We start from the raw sequence: 18,313 nt of genomic DNA, 5'->3' as shown, positions 1-18,313 counted from the left end.
ATGAAACGGGCCATAGTGGCTGTATGGATGGCTGGAACCATTTTGCTCAGCGGCTGTTCCGCTTTGCTGAACCGGGAATATTCTTATGTGGTCCCTCACAATATGACCCCCACCGCCGCTGAAGGCGACCCCTCCATTCTCCGGGCAGAGAATTATCAGGAGCTAGTTAACGCTTTGATTTACTTCGTCTCCCAGGGCATGGAAACAGGCTCTGTGCGGCTGTACAGCGACTGGGAGGACGTGGAGGCGGATTTGGATGCCGCCTGCCTGGAAGTTGACCAGGAGGACCCACTGGGGGCCTACGCGGTGGAGTACATCAAATACAGTGTCGCCTCTGTGGTCACCTATTACGAAGCAGACATTCAGATCACTTACCGCCGCACCAAGGAACAGGTGGCTTCCATCGTCTCCGCCACCGGCACCACTGCCATCCGAAATGAGCTGGAAAGCGCACTGGCCAACTTCTCCACCGAACAGGTGCTGCGGATCAGCTATTTTAACGAGGACGAAGACTACATACACACCTTGTGTCAGGAGGCCTTCTGCGCCAATCCTGCCACCGCTCTGGACATGCCCGACGTAGAAGTTGCCATATACCCGGACAGCGGACAGCAGCGCATCGTAGAGATCCTCTTGTCCTATCATCTGGAGCCTCAGGAGCTGGAGCGCCGCCACACCACCCTCCTTCAGACTGCCGACCATCTGGTCCAGGCCTTGGGGCCTGTGACAGGGGACGAAGCCATTCTGGCTGCGGCAAAAACTGTTTTGGCACAGGGTGGCTATCTTCCTACAGGCGGCTCCACCGCCTACCACGCTCTCCTAGAGGGCGGCGCCGACAGCCAGGGGCTGGCTTTGGCCCAAGCCCTTCTTTGCCAGGAATTGGGTATCCCCTGCCAGGTAGTCCCCGGCAAACTGAATGGCGAGCCCTACTTCTGGACGGTGGTATCCACTCAGTCCGGCTGGCGGCATCTGGATGTGACCCACATGGATCCCGTCCAAAGCTCCTTCCTTGTAGATGAGCAGATGGAGGCGGCCGGCTTTACCTGGGACACCGCTTCTGTTCCCCGGTGCCGTCAGGCCGCTCAGACCGCATCGGGCAGCACCACTTCTCCGTAAATCCATTGCGCTTTAAAAAAACTTGATTTTTTTCAAATTTAGTATTGACATTTTTCGCTGTTCTGCTATAATACCATTTGTCGCTGCGAGTGTAGCTCATCTGGTAGAGCGCCACCTTGCCAAGGTGGAGGTAGCGAGTTCGAGCCTCGTCACTCGCTCCAGTAAAACAAAGGACACACAATTGTGTGTCCTTTGTTTTTTTATTTTTTTCGCAATAAGAGAGGGCTCCATAATAGACGGAGCCCTCTCTTATCTCATGTTACATTAGCTTCACGGTATAGTATACCAGCAGCACAAACATCCATGCTACCATTCCAAAAATCAGGTAATAGGAAATTACACCGCCCAGTAGGACACCTGCAATCAGAGCGACTAACCCTACCAAACAGCTGGCCAACACCAGAGCGTAGGAAGTATTCTTCGCCATGACCTGGACCTCTTCGCCAGCGCCCCGGCGGATCACACCTCCGCTCTTTTTCAGCCAAAGGGCGATGGCAGCCACCAGCAGGATTCCAACCACCGCTAGTCCGGCTTCAAAGCCCATACCTCCATAACGGACAAACCACAGCCCCACAGCTGCCAGTCCACTGGCCGTTGCCGCTAAAAACAGTTCCCGCTGATACAGGTAATACACCAGCGCCAAACCAGCCCAAGCGGGCACCAGCAAAAACAGCATCTGCATTCCAGCCTTATCAAAGGCTAGAACCACATGGGCGCATAAACCTAGAGCCCAGCAGGCCAACCCCACTACAGTAAATAGGGTAAATGCCTTTCCCTTTCGGAACTGGAGGATCGCCCACACCAGACTCACCGTTCCCGCTACAGCCCCCGTAATCCGGACAATCTTCATCACTCCCTGAAGGAAAATGGCAATATCCACTTCGGAGGTCAGGATGTTAATATAATATCGATTGACGAGCAGCAGCAGAGCCTCCAGCACGATGGCTCCGGCTACCCACAGTAAGCCGCGGTTGAGGGCGCGGTCCTCCTGGCGGCGGCGTGCTTCTCTCTGGTTTTTATCCATGCAGTTTCAATCTCCTCGCTGCCCGGTCTCACTGCCGGGGCAGATTTACCTTAATCATTATCTGTTACTCAGACATTTTTATATTGTACCAGATAGCCTTAGTTTTTGCAACACCAAAAAAAATAATCAACAGGCCGGAGCTTTATGGGCTCCGGCCTGTTCACAGCTAACACATCAGGCGTTGCTGCCAAACTCACTGAAAAACCGGTCGTGAATGGCCTGTACTGCCCGGTCTGCCTCCCGCTCATCCACCAGCACCGACACTTTGATCTCACTACTGGAAATCATGTTGATGTTAATCCCGGCAGAGAACAGCGCCTCAAACATCTTGCAAGCCACACCGGCGTTGTTGACCATTCCGGCACCTACAATGGAGACCTTTGCAATACGGTCATTGAGCTCAACGGTCTGGAACCCAATGGCCTCCTTATTCTCCTCCAATACCCGCTTGGCTTCCTCTGCGTCGCTGCGGGCCACGGTGAAGCTGATATCCTTGCTCTCGTTTCGTCCGATGGACTGGAGAATAATGTCCACATTGATTCCCTTCTTGGCCAGAAGAGAGAAAATTTTAAAGGCAATGCCGGGCTGATCGGCCAGGCCCACCAGGGCCAGACGGGCCACGTTCTTATCCTTGGCAACGCCGCTAACATGGGTCTTTTCCATGGTTTTTATAACCTCCTTGACTTTCGTGCCGGGATTTCCACTGAAGCTGGACAATACTTCCATATTTACGTTATATCGCTTGGCCATTTCCACCGAACGGTTATGGAGCACCTGAGCTCCCAAGCTGGCCAGCTCCAACATCTCATCAAAGGTAATCTCTTCCAGCTTCCGGGCTCCCTTTACGGTGCGGGGATCTGCGGTGTAAACTCCGTCTACGTCGGTATAGATCTGACACAGGTCTGCACGCAGCGCAGCAGCCAGCGCCACTGCCGAGGTATCCGAACCGCCCCGCCCCAAAGTGGTCACGTCGTCATACTTATTGATGCCCTGGAATCCGGCCACCAGAACGATCTTTTTCTTATCCAATTCCTTCTGGATGCGCTCGGTACGAATCCGCTTGATCCGGGCGTTGCTGTATCCAGAATCGGTGAGCATGCCTGCTTGCCACCCTGTCAAGGAGATAGCCTGATATCCCATACGCTCAATAGCCATGGCGCACAGAGAAATAGAAATCTGTTCGCCGGTGGACAGGAGCATATCCATCTCCCGCTTGGATGCGTTGGGATTAATTTCCTTCGCCTTTGCGATCAAATCATCGGTGGTATCGCCCTGAGCCGAAAGGACTGCCACTACACTGTGCCCTCTGCGATAGGTCTCTGTGATGATACGGGCCACATTCCGGACTCGATCTGCGTCAGCCACCGAGCTGCCGCCAAATTTTTGTACAATCAGTGCCATGTATGTGTTTCCCCCTAAAGGTCAAATCTTTCTAAACGGAAAGCGACTTGCGCCCCCTCCATACTATGCGCCGGAGTTCCAGACAGCTAACCGACACTCACTCCAACACCCGGAAGCGGGAGTGGACCGGCATCCCCTTCAAGCACTCCATCACCTGGGGCTCCGTCATGGGCTGGGTCAGGAAGGCAACCTCTCCCGCCGGAGCACCGCTCCGGGACAGAAGTTCAATCTCCCCGCAGGCCTGCTTGGCCTGGTCAGCTGTCCCGTCAGCCCGGACATACCAACGGGAGGCCAGGATATCGCTGGATACCACCAGATCGGGCGCACCGGGGCCCCAGCTGTTATGCCGGTCTTTTTTCAGGTCCTTGGCAATGTCGATCACATCGGCCACCACAGCGGAAGCAGTGGGCAGCTTACCCGCACCCCGACCGTAAAACATCACGTCTCCGATGGCGTTTCCGGTCACCGCAATGGCATTAAACACGTCCTCCACTCCGGCCAGAGGATTATCATTGGGCACCAGATGAGGCGCCACAAAGGCACACACCTTGCCCTCCGGCTGACGAATGCCCCGGCCCAGGAGCTTGATTTTATAGCCCTTGGAATCGGCATAGGCCACATCCTCCAGAGAGACATCCCGGATTCCCTGGGTGGGTACCTGCTCGGGATAAACATGCTCCCCAAAGGCAAGGGCAGAGAGAATGCAGATTTTCCGGCAAGCGTCGTGACCGTCCACATCGGCAGTGGGGTCCTGCTCGGCGTAGCCGTTGGCCTGGGCCTCTTTCAGGGCCGCGTCAAAAGTAAGTCCCGCCTTAATCATACGGGTCAAAATATAGTTGGTGGTACCATTGAGGATACCAGTGATCTGGGTCAGCTCATTGGCGGCCAGGCAAGAGGTCAACGGCCGCAGAATGGGGATACCGCCCCCTACGCTGGCCTCAAACAGATAGCTGCATCCGTGCTCCCGGGCCAGCTGAAGCAGCTCATAGCCATGAGTGGCCACCAGCTCCTTGTTGGACGTGACCACGCTCTTTCCGGCCTTCAGAGCCCGGGTAGTGAACTCCAGGGCGATCTTGGCTCCGCCAATGGTCTCCACCACAATATTGACCTCCGGATCATTCTCAATCACCGAGAAGTCCTTGACAAAGCAGTCCTTATAGGGGCTGTCCGGGAACTCCCGCACATCCAGAATGTATTTCAAACGTACCAGGTCATCCACTCGATGGTCGATCAACCCGCCGTTTTTGGTCAACACTTCCGCTACGCCGGAGCCTACGGTACCAAACCCCAAAATCGCTACGTTTACCATTTCCTTTTCACCTCATGCTTCTTTCTCTGCCCGGGCCTATCCCGTGCTCCTATCCTGCCAGAATCTCACACTTTAATACGCCTTGGCTGCCCTTGACCTCTCCCAGCACCTCTTCCAGGGAGCGGCGCAGCGCCGATGTCTCCGCCGTCATGGTCACCACTGCACAGCCGTTGAGAGGAATGCTCTGGTTAATGGTCAAAATATTAACCCCGGTCCCCGCGAACACATTGAGGGTGCCCGATAAGATCCCAGGCTCATCCTTGAGCAGAATTTGAAACGTCACGATCCGGCCATGGAGCATATCGTTAAAGGGACGCACGGAATCCTTATACTTGTAAAACGCACTGCGGCTGATTCCCACCGCTCGCGCCGCACTGTTTACCGTGGTCTCTTCCCCCGTCTCCAACAGACGCTTGGCCTCCGCCACCTTACGGAAAATCTCCGGCATGGCGTCCGCTTCCACAATATAGTACTTTGCCGGAGCGCTCATCGCTTCCTCTCCTCTCGTCTTCTATGTCCATGTTATGCGGCCATTTGTATTTGTGTTGTGGTCTATTTTAACACACCCTCCTACCGGTTGCAACGAGAACTTCCCCGGAGAAAACACGGAATTACGCCAAAATCCCCCTTCATTTTTCGTCAATATATCTAAAAAAATGAAATCCACGTACCCTTGAGCGACAAAAAACCAGCGCCCATACCCACTGGGCATAGGCGCTAGTCTGGCTGGTCAGCAGGTGTTCAGCGAGGGATATCCTGGGAGGGCTGCTCGCTTCCTTCCCCCGAAGATTCTCCCTGGCTGCCGGAAGAACTGCCGTTGGAGGAACTACCAGAGGAGGAGCTGGAGCCTCCCTCCTCTTCTCCCGGATCCCAGGGATTCCAGGGATCCCAGGGATTCTCCGGCTCCTCCGGCTCAGGCTCTACCACCGGTGCCTCTGTATGAACCGTGCAGGTGCCGTAGGACTCCACCACGCTCTTGCGGTACATTTCGTCCTGGGCGGTGGCGGTGCCGATCTTCGTCCGCTCATAGTCCGGCAGACACATCTCCACAATGCTCTCCTCCGGACAGTAGGGGCCAGCAATGTGGTACAACCCCGTCTCCTTCCCATCTCCATCCAAAATGGGACAATCCTTACACATCCGAACCACACTTTCTGCTGTATGGATGGTACACCGTTCAGTGGGTACGTCTCCCTGGAACACATAGTCACTGCTCACCCGGCTGCCCCGGGGATCCATGGCACAGTATTCGTTGGGCAACAGTCCGCTGTCCAGACAAAATTCCACACTCTTCAATCCACTGGGCACAGTAAACTTCTTGTTCTCCAGGCCGTCGTGGATCTCCCCCATCACCTGGTGCCACAGCTTCAGGGCCGGGTTGCCGCTGGTGCGCATCTTCTCATTTTGGGGATAGCCCGTCCAGACGGCGGCGGTGTAATAGGGCGTGTAGCCCACAAACCACCGGTCGTAGTTCTCACTGGTGGTACCCGTCTTACCGGCGGCGGTCATCCCGCTAATTCCGTAACCGGCGGCGGTACCGCTGGTGACCACGTTGGTGAGCATGGAGTTGATATAATAGGCAGTGGTATCCTTAATCACCGGCTCTTGTGTCAGCTCATTTTCCAGAATGATGTTGCCTTCGCTGTCCTCCACCTTGGTGTAGGTTCTGGACTCGGTATAGACTCCTCCGTTGGGGAAGGTGGCATAGGCCTCCGCCATATCTCGAGAACTGACACCCTTTGTCAAACCGCCCATGGCCAGAGGAGCTACATCAATGTCGCTTTTAATCTGGTCGCCCACTTCCAGAGCCTCTACCAGGTCGATCTTAAACTTCTGTTCCACAAAGTTAAAGCTCTGCTGAGGGGTCACCAGGTCGGCCAGGATGCGCACGGCAATGGTATTCACCGAGTTCGTCAGGCCCTGGCGCACCGTAGTCAGGCCCTTATACCGGGCATTACCCGAGTTCAGAGGCCAGCCGCTGCCGTTGCTGTCATTATAGGGGTAGTCGTCGATAATCGTAATCGGGGAAATCGCTCCCATCTCCAGAGCCGGAGCATAAACAGACAGGGGCTTGATGGAGGAACCTGGCTGGCGCTTGGCCGTATTGGCGTAGTTGGTCCACAGGTTGCCCGTCTTCTCCCCGAACTGGCCTACGATGGCTACCACATTTCCAGTCAGGTTATCTAAGATGGTAATGGAGGACTGCATGGGAGTGTCGCTGGCAGACGTATAATTCAAATTCTCCCGATTGGTATAGATCTCCTCCGCAATCGCCTGAATTTCCGGGTCCACGCAGGTGTAGATCCGCAGACCACCGCTGGCCAGCAGCTGCTCGGCCCGCTTCTCGGAGATCTTATACTCCTCCATCAGGTCCGCTTTTACGTCAGAGATGACCGTCTCTTCATACCAGGAGTAGATCTGGGCAGGTGCTTCCTCGTTCTCGCCCCGGACAAAGACCAGCTCCTCGGCCACCGCCTGGTCATACTCCTCCTGGGTGATCATTCCCTGGTCCAGCATCTCAAAGAGCACATTTTCCTGACGCCACTTGTTCCACTGCCGGGCAGTCCACACCTCTCCCTCACTGTTCACTACCTCCGCCTGGGAATAAGGGCCATACTTAGAAGGGTTATTGGTGATGGAAATTAGGCTGGCACATTCCGCCAGGGATAGTTCACTGACCGACTTGCCAAAATAGGTATACGCCGCAGATCCCACACCCTCACAGCCACTGCCCAAGGGAATGACGTTGAGGTAGTAGGTAATGGTATCCTCTTTGGAGTTATTTTGGGTGAAGCGAAGGGCACGGAAAATCTCAATGATCTTTCGCTTTACCGTAGTCTCGTTGTAGCCAGTGAGGTTTTTGATCAGCTGCTGGGTAATGGTGGAGCCGCCGGAGATATCCCCTCCGGTAAACATATCCAGCACCGCTTTGGTTGTACGCTTCCAGTCCACGCCCGGGTGGGTCCAGAATCGTTTGTCCTCAATGGCTATGGCGGCATTAATCAGATTTTCCGGCATATCCTCATAGTCCACCCAAATCGAGCTGGTGGTATTGAGGAGGGTGACCAGTTCCTTATACTCTCCCGTTTCCTTATCCTGGTAGAGCATAATGCTGTTTTCCCCCAGCTGGAAATCATCCAGACTCAGATCCACCTGGGGCATAATTACCGTCTTGATGTACACGGCCGCAAAGCAACACATGATTGCCTCGGTACAAATTCCCACCAGAAGCAGGGTCCCCAGAACCTTCCATACGGTGGACATGCGGTCTTTCCGGCGCCCTTTTCGACTCCTGCGCTCCTTCCGCTGTCCCTCCGGGGTCCTGGACCGCTGGCTGCGGGGGGGATACTCGCTGTTTTCGTATAAAGAATTTCGATTCTGATCTGACACGTTGTTACCTCCACTCAGAGAGCCGTTGCAATGATTCTTGCGCTCCGATGGTCCTTGTTTCTTTCCTAACTTCTGCCCGAATGGGCCAAAAATTTCCTTTTTTGCCCACAGGCTGCAAAAAGACAAATATCATTATAGCAGATTCTTCCCATTTGTCCACTATAAACCGCCTATACTTATCCTTCGCCGAAAATTTACCGGTCATCCCCCTTGCATTTTCCCCGCCTCCGGGGTAAAATAGACCCAACAAAGGACCTGGAGGTACACCCAATGAGTGAAGAGTTCGGCCCCGATTTTATTTCCGTCACCGATGAGGACGGAAACGAATTTGAACTGGAGCTGGTAGATTCCCTGGAACATAAGGGTGTCACCTACTACGCCATGTTCCCCGCGGTGGAAGAGAACGAGGAGACCGGTGAACCGGTGGACGTGGACGCCGATGACGAGGAATACGGCCTGGTCATTATGAAGGTCATCGAAGAAAATGGGGAGGAAATTCTCTCCACCCTTGATTCCGATGAGGAACTGGACACCATTTACAATCTCTTTATGGAGCGCTTCTTCCAGGAGGAAGAAGAATAAACCGTTGCCATCTTGTGTTTTATTTTCCTGCTCGGTGCGTGATGGGTTCTTTTAAACCCACATCTCTTAAACGGGACGCCCCCTCACGGCGCGGCTTGCAGGCCTCCCGGCCCCCTTTGAGGTCAGCTGGAAGTTGGAAGCAGATAAACGTCGTGGAGGCGACCCACCTGCCATCACGTGCAGGTTTTAAACGGGCCCACACGGCCAGAGCGGGGGAGAAATAAGACACCGGAACTGGGCCGCAGTGCTATGCACTGCGGCTTTTTTATGCTCTTTTTCCCCCTCCAGTTCGTGAATAAACTGTAAAACCATCTCTTTTCTCCCCCGCCGCCCCTTGCAAGTGGAGTGGGTTTTGAGTATAATACTACGGTACGGCATTCTTGCGTTTTTCCTTGCAAGACTGCCAATGGAGGGGCGTTCACTCCACGCCCGGCGCCCCCAGCGCGAGCCGTCCTGCCTGGACGTGCCCTGCGTGGATCATGATGAGAGGACTGAAACGAACCGTGAGTGCATCCAATGAAAAGAAGACCCGCCAGACTTCCGACTCCCAGGGCCTGTCGGAACGTGAGCGGAAGCGGCAGCAGGAGGCAAAAGAGGCCCGCCGCAGCAGCATCCTGTACGGCACGATAGGTGCCATCTGCGTACTGGTTGCCGCCTTCCTGGTAATCTGGAACACCGGCCTGATTCAGCGCAACGCCACCGCTGTGACCATCCACGGCGTTAAGTATACGGCCGCTGACACCCAGTATTACTTCAACACCACCCGGTTGGGCATTTTAAATTTCTATTACTCCAACCTGGGTATGCTTCCCTTTGATACCTCCACCTCCACCAAGGACCAAGTCTACGACTCTTCCAGCGGTCAGACCTGGTACGACTACCTGATGGAGCAGACCTTGAACACCATGTCCCTCTATGCCTCCGCCCTGGACAAGGTTCAGGAGGAGGGCTACACCATATCCGAGAGCTCCCAGGAGGAGTTGGACGCCGCCCTGGCCTCTCTGGATACTGCCTGGGAGAGCACCACTTACACCAGCCGGGACGCCTATATCCGCGCCAATTATGGCCCCTATATGACCTATGACCGTCTGGTTGATCTGTATAGTGACGCTTATCTGGCTCAGGATTACCTGAATCATGTCCAGGACAGCTTCACTTACACCGACGAGGATTACGAGGCCTACTACCAGGAGAATGCTGACGCTCTGGACACCTTTACCATCACCCAGTTTACCCTCCAGGCCAAGGTGAATACCACCGATGAGGAGGGCAACACCATTGAGATGACGGATGAGGAAAAGGCCGCCGCTCTGGAGGAGGCCAAGACCTCCGCAAAGGCTCTGGCGGAAGAGATTCAGGGCAAGCTGCAGGCCGGAGAGGACGCCCAGACTCTGGCGGACACCTACGACGAGCAGCTCTACAGCTCCTCCGTTTCCCAGTCCCAGACCGGCAGCTCTGTGAACAGCTCCTACTCCGAATGGGTCTATGACTCCGCCCGTCAGAGCGGCGATCTGACTATCCAGGAGTATGACGCGGGCTCCGACTCCTACTACTATTACGTGCTCCGCTTTGAGGGCCGGGAGCGGGACGACACTCCCACAAACGATGTCCGCCACATCCTCATCGCCCCGGAAACTGACGAGGGCTCCACCGAGGCCACCGAGGAGCAGAAGGCTGCCGCCAAGGCCAAAGCGGAAGAGCTGCTGGAGCAGTGGAAGTCCGGTGAGGCCACCGAGGACTCCTTTGCCGCCCTGGCTGAGACCGAAAGCGCCGACACCTCCTCCGCTGTAAATGGCGGTCTGATCTCCGGCATCACCCCCACTTCCAGCTACGTGGAATCCTTCCGGGATTGGGCTGTGGATCCCGCCCGGACAGCTGGAGATACCGGCATCGTAGAGAGCGATTACGGCTACCACATCATGTATTATGTGGGCCAGGGTCTGCCTGTGTGGCAGTCCACTGCCCAGTCCGCTTTGCTCTCTCAGGATTACAGCGACTGGAAGACCGCCGCAACGGAGGACTACACCCCCTCCACCGGCTTCGGCCTGGCCTTCCTGCAGGTCTGAGTGTAACCAACCAAAAGCTCCCCACTCCAAATGGAGTGGGGAGCTTTTTTCGTTTCTCTTTGAGATTACTGTCCCTTATCCTGCCGGGCCAGAGCCACCAGGGCGCTGGCTCCAATCCGATCCGCGCCCGCCTCCAGCATGGCCTGCGCCTGCTGGAAGGTACGAATCCCACCTGCCGCCTTGATGCGCACGTCAGGGCCGATGTTGGCCCGGAAAAGGGCCACATCTTCCACCGTGGCTCCCCCCGTGGAGAAGCCCGTGGAGGTTTTAATATAGTCAGCCCCCGACATGGACACCACCCGGCACACAGCCACCTTTTCCTCCTGGGTGAGCTGGCATGCCTCCACAATGACCTTCAGAATCCGGCCCTTGCAGGAGGCCTTCACCGCCTTGATCTCCTCCAGCACGCCTTCCCAGTCCCCAGCCTTGGCCAGGCCCAGGTTGATGACCATGTCGATCTCATCGGCGCCGTTCCGGATGGCATCTTCAGTCTCAAATACCTTTACCTCGGGGGTATTGTATCCATTGGGAAAGCCAATTACGGTACAAACTTTCAGCCGGTTGCCCACATATTCCGCCGCCCGCTTCACATAGCGGGGCGGGATACACACCGATGCGGTCCCAAATTCCATGCCCTCGTCACAGATGGCCTTCACCTGCTCCCAAGTGGCGGTGGTCGTCAGCAAGGTATGGTCCACTCGGCTTAAAATCTCCTGCTTGTTCATTGTTTCCACGCTCCTTCATCACGCCGGTTTCATCCCAGCACTCTGATCTAGGATAATTTATTCTACCCCATATTCCTGTCCTTTGTCCACCCCCGGCACGAAAAAAGACAGGCGGTGTTCCCGCCTGTCTTTTTCCAGCTCGATTCTCAATTCTGTCCCAGATTGGCCTTCAGCGCCTCCACCTTATCGGTGCGCTCCCAGCTCAGGTCCAGGTCATCCCGGCCGAAATGGCCGTAGGCCGCCAGCTGGCGGTAGATGGGCCGACGCAGGTCCAGATCCCGGATAATGGCGGCCGGACGCAGATCAAAGGTCTTTTCCACGGCCTCTTCCAGGCGGTCATCGGATACAGTACCGGTACCGAAGGTGTCCACCCGCACAGAAACGGGCTTAGCCACTCCAATGGCGTAGGCCAGCTGCACTTGGCACCGCTTGGCCAGGCCAGCGGCCACCACGTTCTTGGACACCCAGCGGGCCGCGTAGGCCGCGGAGCGGTCCACCTTGGTGGGGTCCTTTCCGGAGAAGGCACCGCCGCCGTGGGGCGCGCTGCCGCCGTAGGTGTCCACAATGATCTTCCGGCCCGTCAGCCCGGAATCCCCCTGGGGACCGCCCACCACAAAACGTCCGGTGGGGTTGACGTAAATCTTGGTCTCCTCGTCCAGCAGCTGGGCCGGAATCACCGGGGTAATGACCAGCTGAATCATATCCTTACGAATTTGCTCCAGCTCCACGTCGGGGCTGTGCTGGGTGGAAACCACCACTGCATCCACCCGCTTGGGGGTGTTGTCCTCGTTGTACTCGATAGTGACCTGGGTCTTGCCGTCGGGGCGGAGGTAATTCACCAGCCCCTCCTTGCGCACCTGAGTCAGCCGCTTGGCCAGCTTATGGGCCAGGGAGATGGGCAGAGGCATTTTCTCCGGAGTCTCATCGCAGGCGTAGCCGAACATCATGCCCTGGTCGCCAGCGCCGTTGTCCAGCCCGTCGTCCTGCTCCCCTTCCTTAGCCTCCAGGCACTTGTCCACGCCCAGAGCGATGTCCGGAGACTGCTCGTCAATGGAGGTGAGCACTGCGCAGGTGTCGCAGTCGAAGCCGAACTTGGCCCGGTCATAGCCGATCTCCCGCACCACGTCCCGGGCGATTTTGGGGATGTCCACATAGCAGGAGGTGGTGATTTCTCCCATTACGTGGACCAGACCGGTGGTCACCGTGGTCTCACAGGCCACCCGCGCCGTGGGGTCCTTGGCCAGGATGGCATCCAGAACCGCGTCAGAGATCTGGTCGCAGATCTTGTCCGGATGCCCTTCCGTTACCGATTCAGAAGTAAACAGTCGTTTTGCCATGTTAAAATTCCTTTCTTTTCTGGGGAGGATGAAAAAAACGCCCCGCCTTCGCGGCGGAGCGTTGTGTGCGGAACCATCCTCATCTTGCGATACACTACCGCCGGATTTGGCACCTTGCCCGCCTGGGCAGGTTGCCGTGACTTCATAGGGCCGGTCCCTCAGTCACTCTTGATAAGGTTATTCAATTGTACTTGCACGATTATAGCAGTTTTTTTTCGTTTGTCAACCCGTTTATTCTTGTTTTTTCTCTGGCAAAAAGACTTTTGACGCACGCACCATCACTGCTGGTCAAACAGGCTGTGTTCCCGGGTCAGAACGGGGTTCACCGCCAGCTTTTTCCCGTTTTCATACAGGTAGAAGCCGCTGCCTGTCTTCCGGCCCAGATAGTGGGCGGTGACCATCTTGCGCAGCAGGTGGGCAGGGCGGTACTTGGTGTCGCCCAGATCCTCGTAGAACACCTGCATCACCTCCAGCAGAATGTCCAGGCCAATCATATCCGCCAATTCCAGGGGGCCCATGGGGTGGTTGCAGCCCAGCTTCATGCCGTTATCCACGTCCTCCACGGTGCCTACGCCCTCATCCAGGATCTGAACCGCCTCATTCAGCATGGGCAGCAGGGCACGGTTGACAATGAAGCCGGGCTTATCCTTGGCCAGGATGAGCCACTTGCCCATCTTCTTGCCCACTTCCTTCACCGCGTCCAGCACCTCCTGAGAGGTACGAAGGCCGAAGACGATCTCCAAAAGGCGCATCACCGGCACCGGGGAGAAGAAGTGCATACCCACCACCTTCTCCGGACGGTTGGTGGCCGCTCCAAGGGCAGTCAAGGAAATGGAGGATGTATTGGAGGCAAAGATGGTGCTGGCCGGGCAGATGGCGTCCAGGCTCTGGAAAATCTCCCGCTTAGCGCTCAGCTCCTCAAAAATAGCCTCGATGACCAGATCGGCCTTGGCCGCCGCGTTCAGCCGGGTATCCGTGGTCAGACGGGACATGCAGTCCGCCTTCTCCTCCTCGGTCATCTTTCCCTTCTCCACCAACCGCTCCAGCCGGTTGTTAATGCCGGCCTTCGCCCGGTCCAGGGCCTCTTCCCGCTGGTCGTTCAGGGTAACTGTATACCCGCTTTGCAGAGCGGTCTGGGCAATGCCGCTGCCCATCAAACCGGCGCCTACCACGAAAATGTTCTGGATCTCCACTGTAGTATCCTCTTTTCTCATCCAAAAATTCACGTGGGAAGGTCCGCTCCGGCCTCCGCCCTTCCAGCTGCGGCGGCCGTCCTCCCCTACGCGCCGCCTATCTTAGCACAGCAACCTCCGCATGTCTCAGCATAAATTTGCTTAAAATTGTCATATCTTGACATTCCGGCTTTTTCTCCGGTTTTTCACCCCGTCAATAGCGATTCAAGGCCACAGAACCGTCATCCTGTCCCTTTTCAATAGCTCGAACCTGGGCATAATATCCGTATTCTTTATTGACCTGCACCCAAAACCGGTCCCCTACCCGCTTGCCCAGCAGGGCGCTGCCCATGGGGGATTCCTTACTGATCAGACCGTGGAGGACGTCCTGACGCACGGTGGTCACCACCTGCCAGGTCTCCTCCTCCTCGTCCTCCTCCAGGTAGACGGTCACCTTGTCATACAGGCCCACCGCATCCGCCCCGGAGTGATCTTCAATCACCACGGCGGTTTTAATCATGTTTTCCAGAAAACGGATCCGGCTCTCATTTCGGTTTTTCTCCTGCTTAGCCGCTTTGTACTCAAAGTTTTCGCTCAGATCGCCGAAGGAACGGGCCACCTTGACCTCCTCCAGCAGCTGCGGGCGCAGGGTGATTCTCCGGTAATCCAGCTCCTGGCGCATTTTTTCCAGATCCATCTGGGTCAGTTCGTTGTGCATACTCCTTACGCCTCCCAGCCGGCCAGATAGGCCTTCTGCTCAGGGGTCAGCTCATCAATGGACAGTCCCATGGCGGCCAGCTTCACCCGGCCAATCTGGTCGTCAATCTCCTCAGGCACCTCATATACCCGCTTTTCCAGGCTATCCCAGTGCTGGGCCATCCACTCCAGGGACAGAGCCTGAACTGCAAAGGACATGTCCATGATCTCCGCCGGGTGGCCGTTGCCCGCCGCCAAATTCACCAGCCGGCCCTCCGCCAGCACATTGAGCACCCGGCCGTCCTTCAGACGGAAGCCCTCGATATTCGCCCGGCGGGAGAACCGCTCCTCCGACATGGCAGCCAACGCGGCCACATCCACCTCGCAGTCAAAGTGGCCGGAATTACACAGGATGGCGTTGTCCTTCATCACCTGGAAGTGCCGCTCCACGATCACGTTCTTGCAGCCGGTGGCGGTGACAAAGATATCGCCCACCTTAGCCGCCTCATCCATGGGCATGACCCGGAAGTTCTCCATGGTGGCCTCCAGAGCCTTGAAGGGGTCCACCTCGGTGACGATCACATCGGCGCCCATTCCCTTGGCCCGCATGGCAATTCCCTTGCCGCACCAGCCGTAGCCGGCCACCACCACGGTTTTGCCCGCCACCATCAGATTGGTGGTATGCATGATGGCATCCCAGGAGGACTGGCCGGTGCCGTATTTATTGTCGTAATAATGCTTGGCCTTGGCGTCGTTCACCGCCATCATGGGACAGGGCAAAATCCTCGCCCGCTCCCGGGCCCGCAGGCGGTGGATCCCGGTGGTAGTTTCCTCACAGCCACCCATCAGGCGCTCCCCATATTGGACGCACCGTCCGCCCAACAGAGAGATCAGATCTCCTCCGTCATCTACGATCAGGTGGGGCTTACACTTCAGGGTCTCCACCAGCAGGTCCTCATACCCCTGCATATCCACCCCATGGATCCCGTAGGTGTCCACGCCCAGCTGGGCCATGGCCGCCGCCACATCATCCTGGGTGGACAGGGGGTTACAGCCAGTGAGGTGGACGTCCGCCCCTCCCTCCCGAAGCACCAGACCCAAATTGGCTGTCTTGGCCTCCAGGTGCACGGACACCGCAATGGTCAGCCCCGAAAAGGGCTTCTCCCGCCGAAACCGCTCCTCGATCCCGGACAGAGCGGGCATAAAGTCCCGCACCCACTGAATTTTTTGCAGGCCCGAGGGGGCCAGCGACATATCCTTGACGATACTCATACTTGATCGGCTCCTTTTTTCTTCCTGTTTGCTTTAGCCCCTATTGTACCACAGCCCTTCCCCCGAAAAAAGTCCCGTCTGAAATGTTTACAGTTTTGTCATGGACTTTTTGCCCAAAACCGGGTACAATGAATTTTACGTCAAGATATTACCATCATAAGGAGGGCTGTCCATGAAGGCCATCACCCGTTGGCTGGACCGCTTTTGTTACCGCCACCCTAAACTAGGGATACCCAACCTCATGAAATACATCGCCCTGGGCAATGTGATCGTCTTTGTAGGCGACATGGTCACCATGGGCGGCTTCACCTGGCTCACCAGCTTCTACCCGGAGCTCATCCTCAAGGGCCAAGTATGGCGGCTGATCACCTTTATTTTTACCCCTGTGGCCACGGGTGGCACCAATGTCTTTACCCAAACTCTTTTCTTTGCCCTGACTACGTTTTTCTATTACTGGATCGGCACCGCATTGGAACGGCAGTGGGGCACCACCCGTTTTACCGTCTTTTATGGTTTGGGCGTTATTCTCAATCTAATCGTGGGAGCCATCACCTACGCCATGCTCCCCATTACCTCCAACATGCTGGGGGGCATCTATTTTGAGACCACCAACATGTATTATGTGAACATGTCCATGTTCTTCTCCTTTGCCACCCTTTATCCCGACATGCAGGTCCTCTTCTGGGGCATCATCCCTTTGAAGGTAAAGTGGCTGGCCTGGCTGGACGCGGCCCTGTTTGCCTTTGACATCAGCTACTCGATTTCAGCGGGCGACTGGCGGGGCGCGCTGCTGCCCATCATCGCCATCCTCAACTACCTGATTTTCTTCTGGGGCGATCTGGCCGGTATGCTTCACCGGGGCCAGAGCCGGGTGGCCCACCGCATGGACCGGCAAACCATCAACTTTAAAAAGGCACAAAAGGAGGTCCAGCAGCGCAAGGGCTACCTCCACAAATGCGCCGTGTGCGGCATCACCGACGCCGACGACCCAAATATGGAGTTCCGCTACTGCTCTAAATGCAACGGCTACTACTGCTACTGCATGAACCACATCAACAACCACACCCACGTGCAATAAACCAAAGAGACCCGGGAGGACAGCACCGTCCTCCCGGGTCCTTTTTATTCCTCAACAGGGACACAAAATTCTTCCAGCGCCTGGGCCACCGTGGTCATCTCCGTCACCCGGTCCACCCCGGAGCCGCAGAAAAACAGGCCGTTCTCCCAATCCCCCTTGACCCCTTGGATCAAGGCGTTGGTAATGCAGTACCGGGTGGTGGAGGGATCACAGGTTTTGATACAGCCCGCACACCACTCCGGTGCAATCCGCTCCCCTGCCTCCACCCGCTGGATCAGCGGCGAGGCCACCGCCCGGCCGGGCATCCCCACCGGGCTGTGAATGATATGGACATCCTCACTTCTAGCCTTGAGAATAACATCCTTGAATCCCTGGGACGCGTCGCACTCATGGGTAGCGATCAGGCGGGTGGCAATCTGTACCCCCGAGGCGCCCATAGACCGGAAACGCACCATGTCCTTCCCCGTCAGCCCTCCTCCGGCCACAAACACCGGGATTTTTCTCCCGTATTTCTCCTCATAGGGGGCCAGTTCCTCCAGCACCTGGGGCAGAATTTCTTCCAGGGGTTGGGCGCTTCCCGCCTGCAGCTCCTCCTCTTTAAAGCCCAGATGGCCTCCCGCTCCGCAGCCTTCGATCACTACAAAGTCCGCCGTTGTCTGGTAGCGCTTATCCCAGGTCTTTAGAATGAGCTTTGCTGCCCGGCCGCTGGAAACAATGGGGGCAATGGCCGTCTTTGATCCCTTTGTGAACGAGGGCAATTCCAGGGGCAGTCCCGCCCCGGAGATAATGGCATCGGCCCCGGCTTCCACTGCCGCCCGTGCCAGCTCCGCATACTGACGCATGGCCACCATCAGGTTGACCGCCACCATACCTAATCCCCGGGAGAGTTCCTTTGCCCGGCCAATTTCCTCTTTCAGAGCCCGGAGATTGGCCCCCTTGGGGTCCTGACGAAAATCCGCCTCCCGATAGCCCGGATGGGCCGCACTGATGCATCCCATACCGCCGCAGGCTGCCACCGCTCCCGCTAATCCGCTCAGGGAAACCCCCACTCCCATTCCTCCTTGTATCACCGGGAGTGACAGCTTTTTTGCTCCAATTTGGATCATTGTTCCACCCTCCTGATGCAAAGCATCCTATGATGTCAT

At 56.5% G+C, this 18,313-nt stretch carries 15 protein-coding genes, 1 tRNA gene, 1 other RNA gene and 1 riboswitch; of the genes, 6 read left to right on the top strand and 11 right to left on the bottom strand.

The window, feature by feature from the left end; translation table 11 throughout:
- Positions 1 to 1,116, top strand: coding sequence for a hypothetical protein (locus B5E43_RS00285; protein ID WP_087392754.1), 1,116 nt, complete (start codon positions 1 to 3; stop codon positions 1,114 to 1,116).
- An 85-nt stretch (positions 1,117 to 1,201) separates the two neighbouring features.
- Positions 1,202 to 1,277, top strand: a tRNA-Gly gene (locus tag B5E43_RS00280).
- 98 nt (positions 1,278 to 1,375) lie between these two features.
- Here the strand turns inward: B5E43_RS00280 and B5E43_RS00275 are convergent.
- From B5E43_RS00275 to B5E43_RS00255, 5 genes are all read right to left on the bottom strand, one after another.
- On the bottom strand, positions 1,376 to 2,140 hold the full coding sequence (locus tag B5E43_RS00275; RefSeq protein WP_087392753.1) for a hypothetical protein: 765 nt from the start codon (positions 2,138 to 2,140) through the stop codon (positions 1,376 to 1,378).
- Positions 2,141 to 2,314: 174 nt separating this feature from the next.
- On the bottom strand, positions 2,315 to 3,541 hold the full coding sequence (locus tag B5E43_RS00270; RefSeq protein ID WP_087392752.1) for an aspartate kinase: 1,227 nt from the start codon (positions 3,539 to 3,541) through the stop codon (positions 2,315 to 2,317).
- A gap of 97 nt (positions 3,542 to 3,638) precedes the next feature.
- Positions 3,639 to 4,850 (bottom strand): homoserine dehydrogenase, encoded by a 1,212-nt coding sequence (locus B5E43_RS00265; protein WP_087392751.1) that lies wholly within the window; start codon positions 4,848 to 4,850, stop codon positions 3,639 to 3,641.
- Between the two features lie 49 nt (positions 4,851 to 4,899).
- The gene (locus tag B5E43_RS00260) at positions 4,900 to 5,340 is read right to left on the bottom strand and encodes an ACT domain-containing protein (protein ID WP_087392750.1); all 441 of its coding nucleotides are present in this window, start codon (positions 5,338 to 5,340) and stop codon (positions 4,900 to 4,902) included.
- A 251-nt stretch (positions 5,341 to 5,591) separates the two neighbouring features.
- A complete protein-coding gene (locus B5E43_RS00255; protein WP_143382907.1) occupies positions 5,592 to 8,240 on the bottom strand; it encodes a transglycosylase domain-containing protein in 2,649 nt (882 codons plus the stop codon).
- A 270-nt stretch (positions 8,241 to 8,510) separates the two neighbouring features.
- On the opposite strand from B5E43_RS00255, the gene B5E43_RS00245 reads away from it, so the two are divergent.
- From B5E43_RS00245 to B5E43_RS00235, 3 genes are all read left to right on the top strand, one after another.
- Complete coding sequence (locus tag B5E43_RS00245) at positions 8,511 to 8,822, top strand: DUF1292 domain-containing protein (RefSeq protein WP_087392747.1); 312 nt, start codon at positions 8,511 to 8,513, stop codon at positions 8,820 to 8,822.
- Between the two features lie 21 nt (positions 8,823 to 8,843).
- Positions 8,844 to 9,042, top strand: a non-coding RNA gene (gene ssrS, locus B5E43_RS00240) — 6S RNA.
- Positions 9,043 to 9,304: 262 nt separating this feature from the next.
- On the top strand, positions 9,305 to 10,888 hold the full coding sequence (locus B5E43_RS00235) for a peptidylprolyl isomerase (RefSeq protein WP_158098918.1): 1,584 nt from the start codon (positions 9,305 to 9,307) through the stop codon (positions 10,886 to 10,888).
- 65 nt (positions 10,889 to 10,953) lie between these two features.
- Here B5E43_RS00235 and deoC read toward each other — a convergent pair whose 3' ends face one another.
- The 5 genes from deoC to B5E43_RS00210 form a co-directional block, all read right to left on the bottom strand.
- The gene (gene deoC / locus B5E43_RS00230; RefSeq protein WP_087392745.1) at positions 10,954 to 11,613 is read right to left on the bottom strand and encodes a deoxyribose-phosphate aldolase; all 660 of its coding nucleotides are present in this window, start codon (positions 11,611 to 11,613) and stop codon (positions 10,954 to 10,956) included.
- 146 nt (positions 11,614 to 11,759) lie between these two features.
- A complete protein-coding gene (gene metK / locus B5E43_RS00225; protein WP_087392744.1) occupies positions 11,760 to 12,950 on the bottom strand; it encodes a methionine adenosyltransferase in 1,191 nt (396 codons plus the stop codon).
- A 76-nt stretch (positions 12,951 to 13,026) separates the two neighbouring features.
- Positions 13,027 to 13,128, bottom strand: a riboswitch (SAM riboswitch).
- A 100-nt stretch (positions 13,129 to 13,228) separates the two neighbouring features.
- Positions 13,229 to 14,137 (bottom strand): 3-hydroxyacyl-CoA dehydrogenase NAD-binding domain-containing protein, encoded by a 909-nt coding sequence (locus B5E43_RS00220; protein WP_162614132.1) that lies wholly within the window; start codon positions 14,135 to 14,137, stop codon positions 13,229 to 13,231.
- 199 nt (positions 14,138 to 14,336) lie between these two features.
- Positions 14,337 to 14,840 carry a GreA/GreB family elongation factor gene (locus B5E43_RS00215; protein ID WP_087392742.1) on the bottom strand — a complete coding sequence of 168 codons (504 nt, stop codon included), beginning with the start codon at positions 14,838 to 14,840 and terminating at the stop codon, positions 14,337 to 14,339.
- Positions 14,841 to 14,845: 5 nt separating this feature from the next.
- Positions 14,846 to 16,090, bottom strand: coding sequence for an adenosylhomocysteinase (locus B5E43_RS00210; protein ID WP_087392741.1), 1,245 nt, complete (start codon positions 16,088 to 16,090; stop codon positions 14,846 to 14,848).
- 172 nt (positions 16,091 to 16,262) lie between these two features.
- Here B5E43_RS00210 and B5E43_RS00205 point away from each other — a divergent pair, with 172 nt between their 5' ends.
- Complete coding sequence (locus tag B5E43_RS00205) at positions 16,263 to 17,168, top strand: hypothetical protein (RefSeq protein ID WP_242964649.1); 906 nt, start codon at positions 16,263 to 16,265, stop codon at positions 17,166 to 17,168.
- Positions 17,169 to 17,212: 44 nt separating this feature from the next.
- Here the strand turns inward: B5E43_RS00205 and B5E43_RS00200 are convergent, their stop codons facing one another.
- Positions 17,213 to 18,274, bottom strand: a complete 1,062-nt coding sequence (locus tag B5E43_RS00200; protein ID WP_087392740.1) for a nitronate monooxygenase family protein — start codon at positions 18,272 to 18,274, stop codon at positions 17,213 to 17,215.
- Positions 18,275 to 18,313: the final 39 nt, after the last annotated feature.

Source organism: Flavonifractor sp. An100 (assembly GCF_002161175.1).
Taxonomy (GTDB): Bacteria; Bacillota; Clostridia; order Oscillospirales; family Oscillospiraceae; genus Lawsonibacter.
Note: the sequence above shows the minus strand (reverse complement) of the source record. Positions and strands in the feature narration are given on the sequence as shown.

Excerpts from the sequence above, each read along its gene's own strand:
- B5E43_RS00285 (WP_087392754.1), top strand. The coding sequence starts at position 1 with ATGAAACGGGCCATAGTGGCTGTATGGATGGCTGGAACCATTTTGCTC.
- B5E43_RS00275 (WP_087392753.1), bottom strand. The coding sequence starts at position 2,140 with ATGGATAAAAACCAGAGAGAAGCACGCCGCCGCCAGGAGGACCGCGCC.
- B5E43_RS00270 (WP_087392752.1), bottom strand. The coding sequence starts at position 3,541 with ATGGCACTGATTGTACAAAAATTTGGCGGCAGCTCGGTGGCTGACGCA.
- B5E43_RS00265 (WP_087392751.1), bottom strand. The coding sequence starts at position 4,850 with ATGGTAAACGTAGCGATTTTGGGGTTTGGTACCGTAGGCTCCGGCGTA.
- B5E43_RS00260 (WP_087392750.1), bottom strand. The coding sequence starts at position 5,340 with ATGAGCGCTCCGGCAAAGTACTATATTGTGGAAGCGGACGCCATGCCG.
- B5E43_RS00245 (WP_087392747.1), top strand. The coding sequence starts at position 8,511 with ATGAGTGAAGAGTTCGGCCCCGATTTTATTTCCGTCACCGATGAGGAC.
- B5E43_RS00235 (WP_158098918.1), top strand. The coding sequence starts at position 9,305 with ATGAGAGGACTGAAACGAACCGTGAGTGCATCCAATGAAAAGAAGACC.
- deoC (WP_087392745.1), bottom strand. The coding sequence starts at position 11,613 with ATGAACAAGCAGGAGATTTTAAGCCGAGTGGACCATACCTTGCTGACG.
- metK (WP_087392744.1), bottom strand. The coding sequence starts at position 12,950 with ATGGCAAAACGACTGTTTACTTCTGAATCGGTAACGGAAGGGCATCCG.
- B5E43_RS00215 (WP_087392742.1), bottom strand. The coding sequence starts at position 14,840 with ATGCACAACGAACTGACCCAGATGGATCTGGAAAAAATGCGCCAGGAG.
- B5E43_RS00210 (WP_087392741.1), bottom strand. The coding sequence starts at position 16,090 with ATGAGTATCGTCAAGGATATGTCGCTGGCCCCCTCGGGCCTGCAAAAA.
- B5E43_RS00205 (WP_242964649.1), top strand. The coding sequence starts at position 16,263 with ATGAAGGCCATCACCCGTTGGCTGGACCGCTTTTGTTACCGCCACCCT.
- B5E43_RS00200 (WP_087392740.1), bottom strand. The coding sequence starts at position 18,274 with ATGATCCAAATTGGAGCAAAAAAGCTGTCACTCCCGGTGATACAAGGA.